The organism is Achromobacter veterisilvae (assembly GCF_900496975.1).
GTDB classification, from domain to species: domain Bacteria; phylum Pseudomonadota; class Gammaproteobacteria; order Burkholderiales; family Burkholderiaceae_B; genus Achromobacter; species Achromobacter veterisilvae.
The window spans coordinates 47452-64311 of sequence record NZ_UFQC01000002.1; the positions used below are offsets into that span (position 1 = coordinate 47452).

17 protein-coding genes and 1 riboswitch are annotated in these 16860 nt (G+C 69.7%); of the genes, 9 read left to right on the forward strand and 8 right to left on the reverse strand.

All coding sequences use genetic code 11. The features are described 5' to 3' along the window. Positions 1-308: 308 nt before the first annotated feature. A complete protein-coding gene (locus AVE30378_RS01920; RefSeq protein WP_129239082.1) occupies positions 309-641 on the reverse strand; it encodes a hypothetical protein in 333 nt (110 codons plus the stop codon). Between the two features lie 89 nt (positions 642-730). On the opposite strand from AVE30378_RS01920, the gene AVE30378_RS01925 reads away from it, so the two are divergent. Continuing rightward, on the forward strand, positions 731-976 hold the full coding sequence (locus AVE30378_RS01925; protein WP_129239083.1) for a hypothetical protein: 246 nt from the start codon (positions 731-733) through the stop codon (positions 974-976). Between the two features lie 92 nt (positions 977-1068). On the opposite strand, the gene AVE30378_RS01930 is transcribed toward AVE30378_RS01925, so the two are convergent. Beyond that, a complete protein-coding gene (locus AVE30378_RS01930) occupies positions 1069-2073 on the reverse strand; it encodes a sodium:calcium antiporter (RefSeq protein WP_129239084.1) in 1005 nt (334 codons plus the stop codon). Positions 2074-2151: 78 nt separating this feature from the next. Then, positions 2152-2293: riboswitch (yybP-ykoY riboswitch) on the reverse strand. Between the two features lie 128 nt (positions 2294-2421). Between AVE30378_RS01930 and AVE30378_RS01935 the strand changes: the two genes are divergently transcribed. Continuing rightward, positions 2422-3765: an aminopeptidase P N-terminal domain-containing protein gene (locus AVE30378_RS01935; RefSeq protein WP_129239085.1), complete on the forward strand. Its 1344-nt coding sequence runs from the start codon at positions 2422-2424 to the stop codon at positions 3763-3765. 21 nt (positions 3766-3786) lie between these two features. On the opposite strand, the gene AVE30378_RS01940 is transcribed toward AVE30378_RS01935, so the two are convergent. Then, a complete protein-coding gene (locus AVE30378_RS01940) occupies positions 3787-4251 on the reverse strand; it encodes a TM2 domain-containing protein (RefSeq protein ID WP_129239086.1) in 465 nt (154 codons plus the stop codon). 80 nt (positions 4252-4331) lie between these two features. Here AVE30378_RS01940 and AVE30378_RS01945 point away from each other — a divergent pair, with 80 nt between their 5' ends. From AVE30378_RS01945 to ruvA, 6 genes are all read left to right on the forward strand, one after another. Next, the gene (locus tag AVE30378_RS01945) at positions 4332-5501 is read left to right on the forward strand and encodes a UbiH/UbiF/VisC/COQ6 family ubiquinone biosynthesis hydroxylase (RefSeq protein ID WP_129239087.1); all 1170 of its coding nucleotides are present in this window, start codon (positions 4332-4334) and stop codon (positions 5499-5501) included. A 116-nt stretch (positions 5502-5617) separates the two neighbouring features. Beyond that, a complete protein-coding gene (gene dusB, locus AVE30378_RS01950) occupies positions 5618-6643 on the forward strand; it encodes a tRNA dihydrouridine synthase DusB (RefSeq protein ID WP_165360058.1) in 1026 nt (341 codons plus the stop codon). 36 nt (positions 6644-6679) lie between these two features. Continuing rightward, positions 6680-6919 carry a helix-turn-helix domain-containing protein gene (locus tag AVE30378_RS01955; protein WP_006217670.1) on the forward strand — a complete coding sequence of 80 codons (240 nt, stop codon included), beginning with the start codon at positions 6680-6682 and terminating at the stop codon, positions 6917-6919. Between the two features lie 102 nt (positions 6920-7021). Next, on the forward strand, positions 7022-8611 hold the full coding sequence (gene purH / locus AVE30378_RS01960; RefSeq protein WP_129239089.1) for a bifunctional phosphoribosylaminoimidazolecarboxamide formyltransferase/IMP cyclohydrolase: 1590 nt from the start codon (positions 7022-7024) through the stop codon (positions 8609-8611). Then, on the forward strand, positions 8611-9159 hold the full coding sequence (gene ruvC, locus AVE30378_RS01965; RefSeq protein ID WP_129239090.1) for a crossover junction endodeoxyribonuclease RuvC: 549 nt from the start codon (positions 8611-8613) through the stop codon (positions 9157-9159). Before purH ends, ruvC begins: the two co-directional genes overlap by 1 nt. A gap of 100 nt (positions 9160-9259) precedes the next feature. Further along, positions 9260-9832, forward strand: coding sequence for a Holliday junction branch migration protein RuvA (gene ruvA / locus AVE30378_RS01970; RefSeq protein ID WP_129239091.1), 573 nt, complete (start codon positions 9260-9262; stop codon positions 9830-9832). Here ruvA and AVE30378_RS01975 read toward each other — a convergent pair whose 3' ends face one another. The 5 genes from AVE30378_RS01975 to AVE30378_RS01995 form a co-directional block, all read right to left on the reverse strand. Beyond that, on the reverse strand, positions 9833-10741 hold the full coding sequence (locus tag AVE30378_RS01975) for a complex I NDUFA9 subunit family protein (RefSeq protein ID WP_129239092.1): 909 nt from the start codon (positions 10739-10741) through the stop codon (positions 9833-9835). Positions 10742-10844: 103 nt separating this feature from the next. Continuing rightward, positions 10845-11810 carry a threo-3-hydroxy-L-aspartate ammonia-lyase gene (locus AVE30378_RS01980; protein ID WP_129239093.1) on the reverse strand — a complete coding sequence of 322 codons (966 nt, stop codon included), beginning with the start codon at positions 11808-11810 and terminating at the stop codon, positions 10845-10847. Positions 11811-11889: 79 nt separating this feature from the next. Beyond that, positions 11890-12963, reverse strand: a complete 1074-nt coding sequence (gene ruvB, locus AVE30378_RS01985) for a Holliday junction branch migration DNA helicase RuvB (RefSeq protein ID WP_129239094.1) — start codon at positions 12961-12963, stop codon at positions 11890-11892. 73 nt (positions 12964-13036) lie between these two features. Further along, the gene (locus tag AVE30378_RS01990; protein ID WP_129239095.1) at positions 13037-14593 is read right to left on the reverse strand and encodes a sensor histidine kinase; all 1557 of its coding nucleotides are present in this window, start codon (positions 14591-14593) and stop codon (positions 13037-13039) included. Then, entirely contained in the window at positions 14593-15294 is a 702-nt protein-coding gene (locus AVE30378_RS01995) for a response regulator (RefSeq protein ID WP_129239287.1), read from the reverse strand. Before AVE30378_RS01995 ends, AVE30378_RS01990 begins: the two co-directional genes overlap by 1 nt. 199 nt (positions 15295-15493) lie before the next feature. Between AVE30378_RS01995 and AVE30378_RS02000 the strand changes: the two genes are divergently transcribed. Then, positions 15494-16810 (forward strand): fimbria/pilus outer membrane usher protein, encoded by a 1317-nt coding sequence (locus tag AVE30378_RS02000; protein WP_129239096.1) that lies wholly within the window; start codon positions 15494-15496, stop codon positions 16808-16810. Positions 16811-16860 lie beyond the last annotated feature (50 nt).

A 16860-nucleotide genomic window follows, 5' to 3' on the forward strand; every position in this document is an offset into this window, starting at 1 on the left:
GCTTACGGACGTGCGCAGGCACCGGGGCGATGTTGCCGGTGTCCGGATCGCGTCGTGGATGCGCCGGGTGCGGAAAACGGGAGGGGAGCTGGCGGAGGAATCCTGGCCGGCGGAAACGGCGCACGCGAGGTGGGCCAGGCCGGGGATCCTGGGCTGCGGACTCCGTACGGACCGGAATGACTATCCGATCGTCGGCTCGCAGCGAGAAGACGGGTCAGACAGGCATGCCGATGCCGCGCACTGGGCGCAATCGAGGCTCGGGGTCTAAGGCACTGGGCATGGTCTCTCCTGTGTAGGGGTGGGCGGCGTCAGGCCAGCGCGGCTTGCGCGCCGAAGTGCACGTGGCGCACGGCGGGATTGGCGCTCAGGCGGCGCGCCTGCGACATCAGTTCGGCCCGCAGTTCCGGGGGGCAATTGACGGTGATGCAGGCGGACGCCATGTCCGGGTCGTGGCCCTGGTCGATCTGGACCTGCGAGACGGCCAGGCCGGCGGCGCTGAAGTCCAGGTAGATCTGCTTGCGCAAGGCGCCCAGCTCGTCGCGCGGACAAACGACCGTCAAGCGCGAAGTGCCGCGGCGGCGGCTCAGGGCGGCGGCACGGTCCACGCCGGCGCGGCGCAGGAACAAGTCGAAGAAACGCATAACGACCTCCATTGCAAGAATGGGGAGCGCGATCGCGAGTACACGCGCACGCCTGCGCGGCGCATGGCGGACGGGCACGGAAAACGAACGTGCGCGAACGCTGGCGCTGCGGCCGGGCGGCGGTTCTGGCGGTTTACGTTGGGGAGGTTCCCGGCAAGCCGCTGGCTTGCGCTGTTGCCCTGGCCGGAGCCTGGGGCTTGGGATACGACCGCAACCTGTTCAACAGGCTGCGGCAGATGGAGTTCTGCGTGGACCTGTCAGACAGCGGCGTCGATGCAAGATCGACAACTTTCGCCGGAATCGGTATTCACGAAGACTGCTCCTGGGATGGATAACGTGCAAGATTTTACGCGGGTTTTTACTGATGGACAAGGCTTGCCCGCAGAAAAAAGCGGCGGCGCCGGGCGAACCCGCGCCGCCGCGCCCGTCAGGCGTAGAAATGCCAGCCCAGATAGGCGGCGAACAAGGCGTACAAACCGCCCACCGCCGACAAGGCCGGCACGCTCATGGCCGAGCGGTGGAAGCGCAGCCACAGCAGGCTGATCGACAGCATGGTGAACAGGCCCGCCACCAGCAAGGGCGCGTCCAGCATCCACGGCGTCATGAAGATGCCCAGCGCGCTGGGGATGGTGGCCTGGATCATCATGGCGCCCGAGATATTGCCCAGCGCCAGGCGCTCCTTGCCCTGCCGCACCCAGATGAGCGCGTTCATGATTTCGGGCAGTTCCGTGGCGACGGGAGCCAGGATCAGGGCGGCGACGTGGGGCGAGGCGCCCATGGCCACGCCCAGGGCCTCGATCTGGTTCACGAACACGTGCGACGCCCCGGCGATTACCACCAGCGCCAGGACCGTCTGCGAAACGGCCCAGGAAAGAGTCGGATTTTCGTCGCTGGGACGCAGCTTGAGCGGTTCCAGGTCCTCGCAGTCCAGGCAGGCCTCGTCATTGCTCAGCTCGCGCTTGACGTAGAGGCCGTAGGTCGCCAGGAACAGGATGCCCAGCCAGGGCTTCCAGGCGAACGCCAGCAACCCCAGGCCTACCTTGAAGACGAAGATGACCATGAACCAGGCCTGGTCGCGGGCCAGCCGGCGCTGGTCCGCGTTGATACAGTCCGCCTGGTTGGGCCGGCCGCGGCGCGCGCGCCACAGGGCCAGGCCGACCACCGCATAGGCCAGCGTCGCCAGCACCAGCGGTCCGCCCATGGCGGCGCCGACGCCGATGTCCTTTTGTTCGGGGGTCTCGCCGAAGACCACGGCCATGAAGGTCACGGCGCTTTCCGGCAAGGCGGTGCCGAACGCGGCAAGCACGGTGCCGGTGGCGGTGGCGCCCAACTGGAAGCGGTGGCCGACCCATTCGACGCCGTTCACGAAGAACTCGCAGGCGAAGTAGATCACTGCCGCGGACAGGAAAAACAGGAACAGGGTGAGCAACATATAGACGCAGCCGGACGAGCAGAAACCATTGGCGCGACATCGCGGCTCGCCCGGCTAGGGTGAACGCAATGCGGCCAAAGGTCTCGCCTGGCTGATCCATGCGGCGGGCGTGCCGCCGTGCATGGAAACCGCTAGCGCCATGGGGTTCACTGAACCACCAAGTCTGTTGACGCTAGCTCCTTTGGGGGCAAAGGATGGCTACTCCCCAATGACAGAGCGGCGATTGTAGCAGCTTGCCCGCGCCCGTCCAGCAATTCCCCCAAGGGCCGCGCGGGGTGTCGTGTTTCGGGGATGGCGGGTAAAGTAAACGGCATCCGCACCTTTGCCGGGGTTCGCGCCCCGCCCGCCATGAGCCTGCCTCCCGACGACATCGCCCCCTTCGCCGCCCGGCGCCAGCGCCTGATGGACCAGATGCGCGCCGAGGGAGGCGGCATCGCCATCCTGGCGACCGCCCCGGAAGCCCGCCGCAACCGCGACGCCGAATATCCGTACCGGCACGACAGCGATTTCTTCTACCTGACCGGCTTTACCGAGCCGGACGCGTGGCTGGTGCTGGTCGCCGGCGCTTCCGACCGTTCCCTGCTCTTCTGCCGGCCGCGCAATGTCGAGCACGAGATCTGGGAGGGCAAGCGCTACGGCCCCGAGGCCGCCGCGGCGCATTTCGGCTTCGACGACGCCCATCCGGTCGACGCGCTGGACGAACTGATGCCCTCGCTGCTGCTCGACCACCCCACCCTGTACGCCCCCCTGGCCGGCGACAAGCGCACGGACGGGCGGCTGCACCGCTGGCTGGCCGCGGCGCGCGAAGCCAGCCGCGGCGGGCACGCCCCGCCCTCCCGGCAGCAGGACATCCGCTCCGTGCTGGCCGGCATGCGGCTCATCAAGGACGCCTCGGAAATCGCGGCCATGCGGCGCGCGGCGAAGATTTCCGCCGGCGCCCACGTCCGCGCCATGCGCGTCTGCCGCGCCGGCATGCGCGAATACGAACTCGAAGCCGAACTGCTCTATGAATTCCGCCGCCACGGCGCGCAGTCGGTGGCCTACAACAGCATCGTGGCCGCCGGCGCGAACGCCTGCGTGCTGCACTACCCCGCCGGCGAGGCCCTGCTGCGCGACGGAGACCTGGTCCTGATCGACGCGGGCTGCGAAGTGGACAGCTACGCCAGCGACATCACCCGCACCTTTCCGATCAACGGCCGCTACAGCGGCCCGCAGCGCGCGCTGTACGACCTGACGGTGGCGGCCCAGGAAGCCGCCGCCCAGGCCACCGCGCCCGGCCGCAGCTTCAACGACGCCCACCAGGCCGCCCTGCGCGTGCTGGCGCAAGGCATGCTCGACCTGAAGCTGCTGAAGGGATCGCTGGACGGCGTGCTGGAATCCGGCGACTACAGCCGCTTCTACATGCACCGCACCGGGCACTGGCTGGGCCTGGACGTCCACGACGTGGGCGACTACCGCCAGCCGGGCCCCGCCCAGGGCGCCGAACGGCCCTGGCGCAAGCTGGAAACGGGAATGATGCTGACCATCGAGCCCGGCATCTACGTGCGGCCCGCCGGCGACGTGCCCGAGGCCTACTGGAACATCGGCATCCGCACGGAAGACGACGCGCTGGTCACCGACGAGGGCTGCGAACTCATTACGCGGGGCGTGCCGGTGCAGGCCGGCGAGATCGAAGCGCTGATGCGTGAATAGGCGCCCGGGGCGGGCCCTAGCCTAAAAGACATAGCCGTCCAGCCAGCCCATGGCCACCCAGGTGTAGACCACCACCATGGCGATGGCGAACATGGAGACGGTCGCGCCGACCAGGCAGGCCAGGATGGCGACCAGCACCGGCCCCCAGCCCGTCTTCGTGGGCCGGCCCAGGCCGGCGTTGTAGAGGCGGTCGAATTTTTCGTCCGGCATCAGCGAGAACACCGCGCTTTCGATGAACCCGTCGATCATGGGAATGAACAGCAGGAAGAAGGCGGGGTTGTCGTACCAGACCGGATAGAAGCTGTAGGCGCAGAAGCCGCTGGCCAGGGCCAGCGCGGTCACCAGCCAGGCATGGCGCCGGCCCAGGTACCACCAGTGCGCCCCCACCGTGCCGAGCAGGCAGGCCAGCAGCCCCACGGCGACCTTGCCGCGCGGGCGGCGGGCGGATGCGGCGGACAATGGGGAAGAAGCCTGGGCCTGCGTCATGTCAATCAACCGTAAAAGGAAACCATGGCGCCAAGACGCGCCGGCTGCCAGCGATTGTAGTGGACGGTTAAAATCCGCGGATGACCTCATCCGCCTTCGACATTGCGATTCTCGGCGCGGGCCCGGTGGGCCGCGTGCTGGCCCTGATGTTGGCGCGCGTGGCGCCGGACCCGGCCCGCATCGCCCTGCTCGCGGGCAGCGCGCCCGCCCCGGCCGCGCCGTCGGCGGCCGTGCCCGCCGCCGACCCCCGGGTGCTGGCCATGAACCATGGCAGCCGCGTGCTGCTGGAATCGCTGCACGCCTGGCCCGAACGCTCGGCCGACATCCGCAATATCCATGTGTCGCAACGCGGACGGCTGGGCCGCACCCTGATCCAGAACACCGACTTCGGCGTGCCCCAGTTGGGCAGCGTGGTCGCCTATTCCGGCCTGCACGCCAAGCTGGACGAATGCGTGGCCGCCTGCGGCGTCACCGTCCTGCCGGGCCCGCCCGCCCGGATCGGCCGCCAGGATGCGGACGGCGTGCGCGTCGAGCAAGGCGAGGACACGCTGCTGTGCCGGGTCGCCGTGCAGTCCGACGGCGCGAGCGCGGCCGACGTGCGCCGCGACTACGGCCAGCACGCCGTGCTGACCACCGCCCATGCCTCCCTGCCCCGCCGCGGCTGGGCCTGGGAACGCTTCACGGCCGAAGGCCCGCTGGCCCTGCTGCCGCATCCGCAAACGCCGGACGCCTATTCGGTGGTCTGGTGCAGCGCGCCCGGCCGCGCCGGCGAACTGGCCGCGCTGGACAACGCGGCCTTTTCGCAGGCGCTGTCCGCGGCCTTCGGCGACCGCCTGGGCCGCCTGTCCAGCCAGGCGCCCCGCCACGTCTTTCCGCTGGCGCTCAGCGCGCGCCGCGCGCAGGTGCATGGCCGCGTGGCGGCCATCGGCAACGCCGCCCAGACCCTGCATCCGGTCGCCGGCCAGGGCCTGAACCTGGGCCTGCGCGACGCGGCCCGCCTGGCCCAGACGCTGGGCGGCTGGCTGGACCATCCGGGCGCCAACCCCGCCCCCGCCCTGGCCGAATTCGCCCGGGCGCGGTATGCCGACCGCGCCATCACCGCCGGCCTGACCGACCTGATGCCCCGGGTCTTCTCGACCGGCCTCGCGCCGGTGGAGCATGCCTGCGGCCTGGCCCTGCTGGCGCTGGACCTGGCCTCGCCGCTGCGCGCGCCGCTGGCGCAGCACCTGCTGCAAGGTTTCCGGGCCTGATTTCCCTTCGATCCGGCCCCGAAAAGGGGCGGGATCGGTTTGCTTTCGCCTCTCTTCGTTACCCGGCGTTTGCCGGGTGAAAAAGGGGGTTCGATCGAGCCGGTTAAAATGTGAGCATGCGCATAGGCCAGTGGTCTCTTCCCAACAACGTTCTTGTCGCGCCCATGGCGGGCGTGACGGACCGTCCTTTCCGCCAGCTTTGCAAGAAGCTGGGGGCGGGCTATGCCGTGTCGGAAATGGCCGCCAGCAACCCGAAGCTGTGGGATAGCGTCAAGACCTCCCGCCGCCTGAACCACGACGGCGAAATCGCCCCGATCTCGGTGCAGATCGCCGGCGCCGACCCCGCCATGATGGCGGAGGCCGCGGTGTTCAACGCCAATAAAGGGGCCCGGATCATCGACATCAATATGGGCTGCCCGGTCAAGAAGGTCTGCAACGTCGCCTCCGGGTCGGCGCTGCTGCGCCACGAAGACCTGATCGCCCGCATCCTCGATGCCGTGGTGTCCGCCTGCGCGCCCCTGGGCGTGCCGGTCACCCTCAAGACCCGGACCGGCTGGGACCGCGAAAGCCGCAACGCCCTGCGGGTGGCCAAAATGGCCGAAAACGCCGGCATCTCCGCCCTGACCCTGCACGGCCGCACCCGCGCCGACCTCTATACGGGAGAGGCGGAATATGACACTATCCGCGCCGTCAAGGCGGAGCTGGACATTCCCGTGATTGCCAACGGGGATATCGATTCTCCTGAAAAAGCCAGGCGCGTCCTGGATTACACTGGCGCCGACGCGGTCATGATCGGCCGGGCGGCCCAAGGCCGTCCCTGGATTTTCCGCGAAATCGACCACTACCTGCGCACGGGCGAAACACTGGCCCCTCCCTCTTACGGGGAAATGCGCGAGCTGCTGCTCGAACATCTCGACGACCACTACCGGTTCTACGGCGAGCACACCGGCGTACGCACGGCGCGCAAGCACATCGGCTGGTACCTGGACGGCCTGCCGGGCGCGGATTCGTTCTGCGCCCGCATGAATCTGATCGACAATACCCGAGACCAGTGGCGGGCCGTGTCGGACTGGTTCGACATCATCTCGCGCGACGGCGGGCCTTATCCGGCGCCGGTCGCAGAAGCCCTGCTGGCGGCATGACCGCCTCAACACCAACATAAAAATATCTGTACTCAAATGAGCAAGAAAGATGTCCTGGAAGAATGCGTGCGCGCCAGCCTGGAGCGCTATTTCGAAGACTTGGGCGAATCCGAGCCCCACGACATGTGGGACATGGTGATGCGTTGCGTGGAACGCCCGGTGCTCGAAGTGGCGCTGGAGCGGTCCGGCGGCAACCAGTCGCGCGCGTCCGAAATGCTGGGCATCACCCGCAACACCCTGCGCAAGAAGCTGCTGGCGCACAATATCCAGGTATAGCTTTCCCGCGCGGACGGCCGCCGCGACGCGCCGTCCGCCCTCCAGATTTCCCATCCTGACCAGAACGAGGAAGGCGTACCCGCCCCACTCCCGTCCCTCACCATGAAAATCGAAACCGCCCTGCTTTCGGTGTCCGACAAGACCGGCATCGTTGAATTTGCCCGCGCCCTGGCCGCGCGCGGCGTGCGCCTGCTGTCGACCGGCGGCACCGCCAAGCTGCTGGCCGACTCCGGCCTGACCGTGACCGAAGTGGCCGCCCATACCGGTTCGCCCGAAATCCTCGACGGCCGCGTCAAGACGCTGCACCCGAAGATCCACGGCGGCCTGCTGGCGCGCCGCGACAGCGCCGAACACATGGACACCATCAAGGCGGCGGGCATCGATCGCATCGACATGCTGGTGGTCAACCTGTATCCGTTCCGCGAAACGGTGGCCAAGCCCGATTGCACCTTCGCCGACGCCGTCGAGAACATCGACATCGGCGGGCCGGCCATGCTGCGCGCGGCGGCCAAGAACCACGGCACCGAAGCCGGCGGCGTGACAGTGGTGATCGACCCCGTCGACTACTCGCGCGTGCTGTCGGAAATGGACAAGGGCGGCGCCACGTCCTACGGCCTGCGCCTGGCGCTGGCCGCCAAGGTCTATGCCCACACCGCCGCCTACGACGGCGCCATCGCCGCCTACCTGACCAGCCTGACCGAAGCCGAGCCCAAGCAGGAAGCCGTGCCGGCCCGCAGCGAATGGCCCGGCACCCTGACCCTGCAGGTCAAGCAGGAACAGGCGCTGCGCTACGGCGAAAACCCCCACCAGACCGCCGCCTTCTACGTCGACGCGCAGCGTCCGGCCGGCCTGCTGGGCAATTACCGCCAGTTGCAGGGCAAGGAACTGTCCTACAACAACATCGCGGACGCCGACGCCGCCTGGGAATGCGCGCGCAGCTTCGAAGCGCCCGCCTGCGTCATCGTCAAGCACGCCAACCCCTGCGGCGTAGCCGTCGCGGCGGGCACCCTGGAGGCCTACCAGCAGGCCTTCAAGACCGACCCGACCTCCGCCTTCGGCGGCATCATCGCCTTCAACCGACCGGTGGACGCCGCCACGGCCGAAGCCGTGAGTTCGCAGTTCCTGGAAGTGCTGCTGGCCCCCGCCTACGACGGCGCGGCGCTGGCCGTCCTGGCCGCCAAGAAGAACGTGCGCGTGCTGGAAGTGCCCATGGGCACGGGCCAGAACGCCTTCGACATCAAGCGCGTGGGCGGCGGCTGGCTGGTGCAGAGCCCGGACGCCTACAACGTGCCGCGCGACGCGCTCAAGGTGGTCAGCAAGCGCCAGCCCACCGAACAGGAAATGAACGACCTGGCCTTCGCCTGGAAGGTCGCCAAGTACGTCAAGTCCAACGCCATCGTGTTCGTGGGCGGGGGCATGACCCTGGGCGTGGGCGCCGGCCAGATGAGCCGCATCGACTCGGCCCGCATCGCCTCCATCAAGGCGGAGAACGCCGGCCTGACCCTGAAGGGCTCGGCCGTGGCCTCGGACGCCTTCTTCCCGTTCCGCGACGGCCTGGACGTGGTGGTGGCGGCGGGCGCGACCTGCGTGATCCAGCCCGGCGGCAGCGTGCGCGACGACGAAGTCATCGCCGCGGCCGACGAGCATGGCATCGCCATGGTGCTGACCGGCACCCGCCACTTCCGCCACTGATGCGCGTCCTCGGCATCGATCCCGGCCTGCGCCGCACCGGCTTCGGTGTGATCGATGCCGACGGGCCGCGGCTGCGCTACGTCTCCAGCGGGACCATCGTGGTCCCGCCGGCGCTGACCCTGTCCGAACGGCTGAAAGTCATCCTGGACAACCTGCGCCAGGTGGCGCGCGACACGCAACCTGACGTCGCCGCGCTCGAAATCATCTTCCTGAACACCAACCCCGCCTCCACGCTGCTCCTGGGCCAGGCGCGCGGCGCGGCGCTGTGCGCCCTGGCCGACAGTTCGCTGGCCGTGCACGAGTACACCGCGCTGCAGATCAAGAAAGCCGTGGTCGGCACCGGCCGCGCCGCCAAGGAGCAGGTGCAGATGATGGTGCAGCACCTGCTGGCGCTGGACGGCGCGCCCTCGCCCGACTCGGCCGACGCGCTGGCCTGCGCGATCTGCCACGCCCACGCCGGGCCCATGCAGGAAAAGCTCGAGCGCCTGGGCGCCACCCTGCGCATGGGCGGCAAGACCCGCATCCGCAATGGCCGCCTGATCGGCTGAGCGTTTTCCCCCGCTTTTCCCCCGCGCGCGCCCGCGCGTATAGAATCCCCGCATTCGCCGCGCATTCGGCGGCCTCACCATTGCCAGGCCTTCAATCACCATGATCGGACGCATCACCGGAACCCTGATCGAGAAACTCCCGCCCACGATCTGCGTGGACGTGGGCGGTCTGGGCTATGACATCGACGTGCCCATGAGCACGCTGTACTCCCTGCCGGACACCGGCGCGCGCGTCACGCTCTACACGCACCTGACGGTGCGCGAGGACGCCCACATTCTCTACGGCTTCGCCACGGCGGCCGAACGCAGCGCCTTCCGCGAACTGATCAAGGTCAGCGGCATCGGCGCGCGCACCGCGCTGTCGGTGCTATCGGGGCTGTCGGTGGCGGACCTGGCCCAGGCCATCACCTTGCAGGAATCGGGCCGCCTGACCCGCGTGCCCGGCATCGGCAAGAAAACCGCGGAACGCCTGCTGCTGGAAATGCGCGGCAAGCTGGGCGCGGACATCGGCGCCACCGCGCACGCCACGCCCGACAACCAGTCCGACATCCTGAACGCGCTGCTGGCGCTCGGCTACTCCGAAAAGGAATCGCTGTCGGCCCTGAAGACGCTGCCCGAAGGCGTGGGCGTGTCCGACGGCATCAAGCAGGCGCTGAAGGCCCTGGTGCGCTGATTACAGATAGCGGGGCGCGACGGCCTCCAGGCCGGTCGGCACCACGTGCAGTTCGGGAGCGATCGGCCCCGTGCAGACGTTGTCGCGGCGCAGGGAATCCAGGTTGTCGCGCGACATCAGCGGCCTGCCCGGCAGGCATTCGAACAGCATGGCCTGCAGGCGGCCCACGCCCATCGGCATGCCGATCACCGGCCGCGGATGGCCGCTCCAGGCGGCGCACAGGCGCGCGATCTCGCCCAGCGTGTAGACCTGCGGGCCGCCCAGTTCGTAGGTCTTGCCGCAGGTGTGCGTGTTGCCCAGCGCCGACACCAGGGCCGCCACCACGTCGCCCACGTACACCGGCTGCATGCGCACGTGCGCGCCCGCCAGCGGCAGCACGGGCAGCCAGCGGGCGAGCCGGGCGAACATATTGGTGAACTGGTCGTCGGGGCCGAAGACGACGGAAGGGCGGAAGATCGTCCAGCCGCCTTCGCGCCAATCCGCGAATTCCTTCTTGATGGCGGCTTCGCCGTCGCCCTTGGAGCGCTGGTACATGCTGTTGCCGCCGGAGTCCGCGCCCAGCGCGCTGACGTGCAGCATGCGGGGCACGCGCTGGCGGCGGCACGCCTGCGCGATGCGCTGCGGCAGCAGGACGTGCGCCCGCGCGAAATCCGATCCGTAGGGCCGGCCGGCCTTGCCGTGCAGGATGCCCACCAGGTTCACGACCGCGTCGCAGCCTTGCGCCAGGCCGTCCAGCGTGGCGTCGTCGTGCACGTCGCATTCGAGCAGGGTGGTGGTGGGGAGGATCTGCAGATCGCGCCCGCGGCCGTAAAGACGGGTGGGCACGATGATCTGATGCTGGTCCGCGGACAGCCGCGCTACCAGGTGACGGCCGATGAAACCGGTGCCGCCGATGACAAGGATACGCATGTCGCAGCCCCTGTTCGTCAGGATTCAGCCCCGATTCTGCCTTGCACGGGCGACAACCGCAAGCGCGCATCGGCGGCCCGCTTGCGGGCCGCCGCCAGGCGCGTCAGGCCGCCAGCAACTTGGCGTAGGCCGGAAGATCGACGTTGCCGCCGCTGATGATGACCCCGACCCGGGCGCCGCGCACCGGCACCACGTTCTGCATGACGGCGGACGCGGCCAGGCAACCGGTGGGCTCCACCACCATCTTCATGCGTTCGGCGAAGAACTTCATGGTGGCGACCAGTTGCTCGTCCGTCACCGTGACGATGTCGCGGACGTACTTCTGGATCAGCGGGAAGGTCAGATTGCCGAGGTGCGTCGTGGCGGCGCCGTCGGCCAGGGTCTTGGGGGCTGGAATTCGGACGATTTCACCTTTGCGCAGGGACTGCTGGCCATCGTTGCCGGCCTCGGGCTCGACCCCGTAGACCAGGCAGCGCGGGCTCAGCGCGAAGGCGGACAGGGCCGAACCGGCCAGCAGCCCGCCGCCGCCCAGGCAGACGAACAGGTAGTCCAGTTCGCCCACTTCCTCGAACAGCTCCTTGGCGGCGGTGCCCTGGCCGGCGATCACGTCCTCGTGGTCGTAGGGCGGGATCAGCGTGGCGCCCGTTTCCGCCTGGATGCGGCGCGCGATGGCCTCGCGGTCCTCGGTGTAGCGGTCGTAGGTGACGATCTTGCCGCCATAGCCTTCGGTGGCGGCACGCTTGGCCGCGGGCGCGTCCAGCGGCATGATGATGGTGGCCTGCACGCCTTGCAGCCGGGACGCCAGGGCGATGGCCTGCGCGTGGTTGCCCGAGGAAAACGTCACGACGCCCGCGGCCCGCTGTTCGGGCGTCAGGCGCGCGATGGCGTTGTACCCGCCGCGGAACTTGAAGGCGCCCATGCGCTGGAAGTTCTCGCACTTGAAGAACAGCGAGGCGCCGCTGAGCGCGTCGGCGGTGGCTGAGGTCAAGACGGGCGTGCGGTGCGCGTTGCCGGCCAGGCGCTCGCTGGCGCGCGCGACATCATCGTAAGTGGGCAATTCGGGCTGCATGGGAATTCGGTCCTTGGATCGCGAAAGGGTAACGGTACTCCCGGATGATAAACCCGCCGCGCCGCCGGCAGGCGGCGGCCTATTTGCCGAAGAGATCGCCGGACCCGCTGGCGGTGCCGGCGGGCGGGGTCAGCCCCAGGTGGCGCCACGTCGTGAGCGTCGCGGTGCGGCCGCGCGGCGTGCGCTGCAGGTAGCCGTGCTGGATCAGATAGGGTTCGATGACGTCCTCGATCGTGTCGCGCTCTTCGCCGATGGCCGCCGCCAGGCTGTCCACGCCGACGGGGCCCCCATCGAACTTGTGGACGATGGCCTCGAGCAGCTTGCGGTCCATCAGGTCCAGCCCCTGGGGGTCGACCTCGAGCATGGCCAGCGCGCGGCCGGCGACGTCGGCGTCGATGGTGCCGCTGGCCTTGACCTCGGCGTAGTCGCGCACGCGGCGCAGCAGCCGGTTGGCGATGCGCGGCGTGCCGCGGGCGCGGCGCGCCACTTCGGCCGCGCCGTCGGGCGTGATGCCGGCGTTCAGCAGGCCCGCGCTGCGCGTCACGATGCGGCCCAGGTCGGCGGCGTTGTAGAACTCCAGCCGCGACACGATGCCGAAGCGGTCGCGCAGCGGGTTGGTCAGCATGCCGGCCCGCGTGGTGGCGCCCACCAGGGTGAAAGGCTGCAGGTCCAGCTTCACGCTGCGCGCGGCGGGGCCTTCGCCGATCAGGATGTCGATCTGGAAGTCCTCCAGCGCCGGATAGAGGATTTCCTCGACCACGGGCGACAGGCGGTGGATTTCGTCGATGAACAGGACGTCGTTCTTTTCGAGGTTGGTCAGCAGCGCGGCCAGGTCGCCGGGGCGTTCCAGCACCGGGCCGGATGTCTGGCGCAACTGCACGCCCATTTCGCGCGCGATGATGTGGGCCAGCGTGGTCTTGCCCAGGCCCGGCGGGCCGAACAGCAGCACGTGGTCCAGTGCCTCGCCGCGCTTCCTGGCGGCGGCGATGAAGATCTCGAGCTGTTCGCGGGCGCGCTGCTGCCCCACGTATTCGTCCAGCGCCTTGGGCCGCAGGGCGCGTTCGATCGACTCCTCGTTGGGAGACACCGGCTGCGGCGCCACGATACGGGGGGCGTCGGGGCGGGAGGAAAGCGAATCGGACTGGATGGCCATGGTGCGGGAACGGCAAAGGACGAAGCAGGATGCATCGTACCGTAAGGACGGGCCGCCCTGGGACGGCCCGGCCCTATGCGGCTTCCGACAAAGGCAGCTTGACCCGCACGCCCAGGCCGCCGGATTCGGCTTCGCGCAGTTCCAGCGACCCGCCGTGCGCGCGCGCGATGGCCTCGGCCAGGGCCAGGCCCAGGCCGACGCTGCCGGTGCGCGTGCGCGCGTCGTCAAGCCGGCTGAACGGGCGCAGGGCCTCCTGGCGGCGCTCCGGCACGATGCCGGGGCCATGGTCGGCCACGTCCAGGACCGCGTAGCGCCCTTCCCGGCGCAGCGCGACGTCGACCGGCGGCGCGCCGTGGTTCAGGGCGTTGCCGATCAGGTTGTCCAGCAGCCGTCCCAGCGCCACGGCGTCCGCCTGCACCATCAGCGCGGCGTCCTCGTCGGCGGTCCGCAGGCGGATGTCGGTGCCCGCGCCCTGCCAGGCGCCCACGCGCTCGGTCAGCCAGTCGCCCAGGGCCATGGAGGCGTAGCGGTAGGCGGCCGGGTCGGTCCCGCGCACGAAGCCGATGAACTGGTCGACCATGTGCTGCATGTCCTGCAGGTCGGCCCGCAGGCCCTCTTTCAGCTTGGAGTCGTCGGCCAGTTCAATGCGCAGCCACATCCGCGACAGCGGCCCTTTCAGGTCGTGCGGCAGGCCGGACAGCAGGGTCCGGCGCACCGAATCGGACTCGGACAGCGCGTCCAGCATGGCGTTGAAGCGCTCGCCCAGCACCCGGGTTTCATGCGGGCCCGAGGGTTCGACGCGCTGCGGCTGCCCGGCGGCCAGGCGGTCGGCGGCGTCGGCCAGCCGGGTGATCGGGCGCGTGATGTGCCACGAGAAGCCCACGGCCAGCAACAGCAGCAGGCCCAGCCCGCCCAGCCAGGCGGCGATGAAGGGCGTGGCCACCGGCGGATCCAGGCGGTCCAGCGGAATGACCAGCCATTCGCGCAGGCGCGGCACGTCCTCGCTGGCCGAGTTGGGGGCCAGCGAAATGAAGATTTCCGGCGTGGGGCCGCGCGACAGCGCGACACGGGTGCCGTCGTTCAGGCGTTCGTTGAGCTGCTGCACCAGCACGCGGAGGTCGCGGCGGATGTCGTCCGGTTCGGGCTGGTAGCGCCGCATGCGCTCTTCGTGCTCGCGCTCGCGTTCGCGGTCGGCCTCGTGCCGCTCGTCGGCGCGGTCGTCGTCGCGCTCTTCGGGCGGCGGCGAAGCCGGCGGCCCATGCAGTTGCGAGTCCGCCGCCGCGGGCGGAGGCCGCGGGGCGGCCTTGGGCGGAGGGGGCGGACGGCGGCCGTTGAAGCGCTGCAGCCTGGCTTCGGCCGGCAGCACCCGCGACCACAGGCGCCACTGGTTCTGCGAGGCGGTGCGCACGAAATCGGCGCGGTCCTCGGCCGGCACCTGGGACACGGCGGCGCGCAGCGTGCGGATCGTGGTGACGATGTAGCCGATGGCCACGTCTTCCATGAACTTGTGGCGGAAGTAGGACACCGTCACCAGCGTGGCCGCCTGCGTCAGCAGGACCGCCCCCAGGATCAGCAGGATCAGCCGCGCCCGCAGCGACCGAGGCACCAGAAAACCGGGAGAGAAGCGCATCAGGGCGAAAACCGGTAGCCGATGCCCCAGACCGTCTGGATCCAGCGCGGCTGCTTGGGATCGTCTTCGATGACGCGCCGCAGGCGCAGGATGGCGATGTCGATGGCCCGGTCGTTGCGTTCGCCGGCGTCGTCGTCGCGCGCCAGGGCCAGCAGGCGTTCGCGCGACAGCGGCTTGCCGGCGTTGCGCACCAGCGCCTCCAGCAGGTTGATCTCGCCTCCGGTGAGCTTGACCACGGTGCCGTCGCGCGACAACTGGCGCGTGGAAGGGTCGAACACGAAGGGGCCGAACGAAACCGGCGCATCCTTGGTCAGGGCGGACGGGCCCCGCTTGCGGCGCAGCACGGCCTCGATGCGGGCCAGCAGCTCGCGCGGATCGAAGGGCTTTCCGACGTAGTCGTCGGCACCCGCTTCCAGGCCGATGATGCGGTCCACCGCTTCGTCGCGGGCGGTCAGCAGGATGACGGGGATGTCCTCGCCCTGCTCGCGCAGGCGGCGACAGGCGTCCGCGCCGTCGCCGCCGGGCAGCATGCGGTCGAGCACCAGCAGATCGGGGGCGTAGCGGGTGATGCGGGCAGACAGGTCGGTGGCGTCCGGCGCCAGCAGCGTGTCGTAGCCGTGCCGGTTCAGGTAGTCGGCAAGCAACTGCCGCAGGGCTGGATCGTCGTCGACGACCAACAGCTTGGTGTGGGGATTGTCCATGGATGCCATAGTGCGGTGCGCCGCGTCCCGCCGCAAGAGGCAGGAAATCAACTGAAATATACCTGTTGCACGATGTTGGGCGCCGTTACCCGCGCTTTTCGTGAAAGCGCGGCCGCGGCGATAAAATAGGCGCCGGCCAGCCGCTGCCCGCTAAAGAACGTTTACAGCATTCGCGGCGCCCCCTCTCTACACTGTTCCTATGATCGCCCCTGCAATCATCCGGCGGAAATGGCTGTCGCGCGCCGCGCTGGCGGCCGGCGCCGTCTTGCCGCTGGCGCCCGCGTTCGGCGGCCCGGCCGACGCGCGCTTGCCGCCGCCGGGCGCCCCGACCGGCTGGGCGCGCGGTATCGGCGCCTTGGCGCCGGTCCAGCCGCTCCCCGTGCATCCCGCCCCGTCCCTGGAATCGCGCGCGGTGCCGCTCGATCCGTCCCCCTGCGACCTGCAAACAATGGAACCCGCCCTGGACACCACGGTGCACGGCACGGGCGAGAGCGACGGCCTGGACCTGGGGATACCCGGCACCGGGGCGGCGCTGTCGGGCGATGTCCAGCCGCTGCCGGCGGACTGCGGGGCGCTCGCCGCCCCCGAGGCCCCCGCGCCCGATTACTCTTTCGCCCTGGAGGACGGGGACGTGCCGCGCGTGCCGGTCGTCGTGATTTCCGGCGTATCGCGCCCGTCGCGTCCCTGGTTCGCCTCCGCCGGCAGCCAGGACGGCCTGCGCTACGGCGGCAGCCGCAACTGGGTCTACGGCAACGCGTCGGGCCCCTCCATCGCGGTGGGCAACATCACCGCCAACGCGCCGGCCTGGGGCAGCGGCGCCCCGGTGGGCGGCCTGCAGATCTCGAACTGGGCCGGCTCCGGCGCCACGGTTCCCGAAGGCAGCTTCGGCTATTCCTCATCGCTGGGCCGCCTCAACAACATGGATCCCGCCGCCAGTTCGGGCGCCGTCGACTATGGGGCGTCGGTAGGCAGCGGCAGCGTGCGCTACGGCCTCACGCCCGCCCTGACCCTGGAAGGCCAGATGCAGAGCGCGCCCTCGCTCACCACGCGCGGCATGGGCACCACCTATGCCGCCGGCGAATACGGCACGTTCCAGGCGGGAGCCACGCAAAGCTCGTTCGACACCGTCAACGCCTGGCGCTACCGCTTCGGCTACAGCGTGGACGTGGCCGACACCCTCAACCTGGGCTACACCGCCGAGCAGACCGGCGCGGGCTTCGGCGACCTGTCCATGTACTCCGGCGGCGCGGCCTCGGCGGCGCAAACCCGCAACACGCTGTCGGCGGGCGTTCCCATCACGGGCTGGGGCACCCTCAGCGGCACCTACTCCGGGCTGCGGGAAGGCTCCGCCCTGGCCGAACAGCGCGTGGGGCTGTCCCACAGCATGTTCGTGGCGCCCAAGGTGAAGCTGGCGGTCGGCGCCGACCGCGACATCCTGTCGGGCGATTACGAGTGGCGCGCCAACCTCAGCATGCCGGTCGACACCTTCATGCGGGGCACCTGGCTGAGCTGGTAGTCCGGCCGCCTCAAGGACGGAAATCTCCCTTCGGAAGAGGGCCGCCGGAA

Bases quoted from the DNA above. Each gene is read 5' to 3' on its own strand.
- purH (WP_129239089.1), top strand. From the start codon at position 7,022: ATGAAAATCGAAACCGCCCTGCTTTCGGTGTCCGACAAGACCGGCATC.
- dusB (WP_165360058.1), top strand. From the start codon at position 5,618: ATGCGCATAGGCCAGTGGTCTCTTCCCAACAACGTTCTTGTCGCGCCC.
- ruvB (WP_129239094.1), bottom strand. From the start codon at position 12,963: ATGGCCATCCAGTCCGATTCGCTTTCCTCCCGCCCCGACGCCCCCCGT.
- AVE30378_RS01920 (WP_129239082.1), bottom strand. From the start codon at position 641: ATGCGTTTCTTCGACTTGTTCCTGCGCCGCGCCGGCGTGGACCGTGCC.
- AVE30378_RS02000 (WP_129239096.1), top strand. From the start codon at position 15,494: ATGATCGCCCCTGCAATCATCCGGCGGAAATGGCTGTCGCGCGCCGCG.
- ruvC (WP_129239090.1), top strand. From the start codon at position 8,611: ATGCGCGTCCTCGGCATCGATCCCGGCCTGCGCCGCACCGGCTTCGGT.
- AVE30378_RS01955 (WP_006217670.1), top strand. From the start codon at position 6,680: ATGAGCAAGAAAGATGTCCTGGAAGAATGCGTGCGCGCCAGCCTGGAG.
- AVE30378_RS01980 (WP_129239093.1), bottom strand. From the start codon at position 11,810: ATGCAGCCCGAATTGCCCACTTACGATGATGTCGCGCGCGCCAGCGAG.
- AVE30378_RS01945 (WP_129239087.1), top strand. From the start codon at position 4,332: ATGACCTCATCCGCCTTCGACATTGCGATTCTCGGCGCGGGCCCGGTG.
- AVE30378_RS01995 (WP_129239287.1), bottom strand. From the start codon at position 15,294: ATGGACAATCCCCACACCAAGCTGTTGGTCGTCGACGACGATCCAGCC.
- AVE30378_RS01990 (WP_129239095.1), bottom strand. From the start codon at position 14,593: ATGCGCTTCTCTCCCGGTTTTCTGGTGCCTCGGTCGCTGCGGGCGCGG.
- AVE30378_RS01940 (WP_129239086.1), bottom strand. From the start codon at position 4,251: ATGACGCAGGCCCAGGCTTCTTCCCCATTGTCCGCCGCATCCGCCCGC.
- AVE30378_RS01930 (WP_129239084.1), bottom strand. From the start codon at position 2,073: ATGTTGCTCACCCTGTTCCTGTTTTTCCTGTCCGCGGCAGTGATCTAC.
- ruvA (WP_129239091.1), top strand. From the start codon at position 9,260: ATGATCGGACGCATCACCGGAACCCTGATCGAGAAACTCCCGCCCACG.
- AVE30378_RS01935 (WP_129239085.1), top strand. From the start codon at position 2,422: ATGAGCCTGCCTCCCGACGACATCGCCCCCTTCGCCGCCCGGCGCCAG.
- AVE30378_RS01975 (WP_129239092.1), bottom strand. From the start codon at position 10,741: ATGCGTATCCTTGTCATCGGCGGCACCGGTTTCATCGGCCGTCACCTG.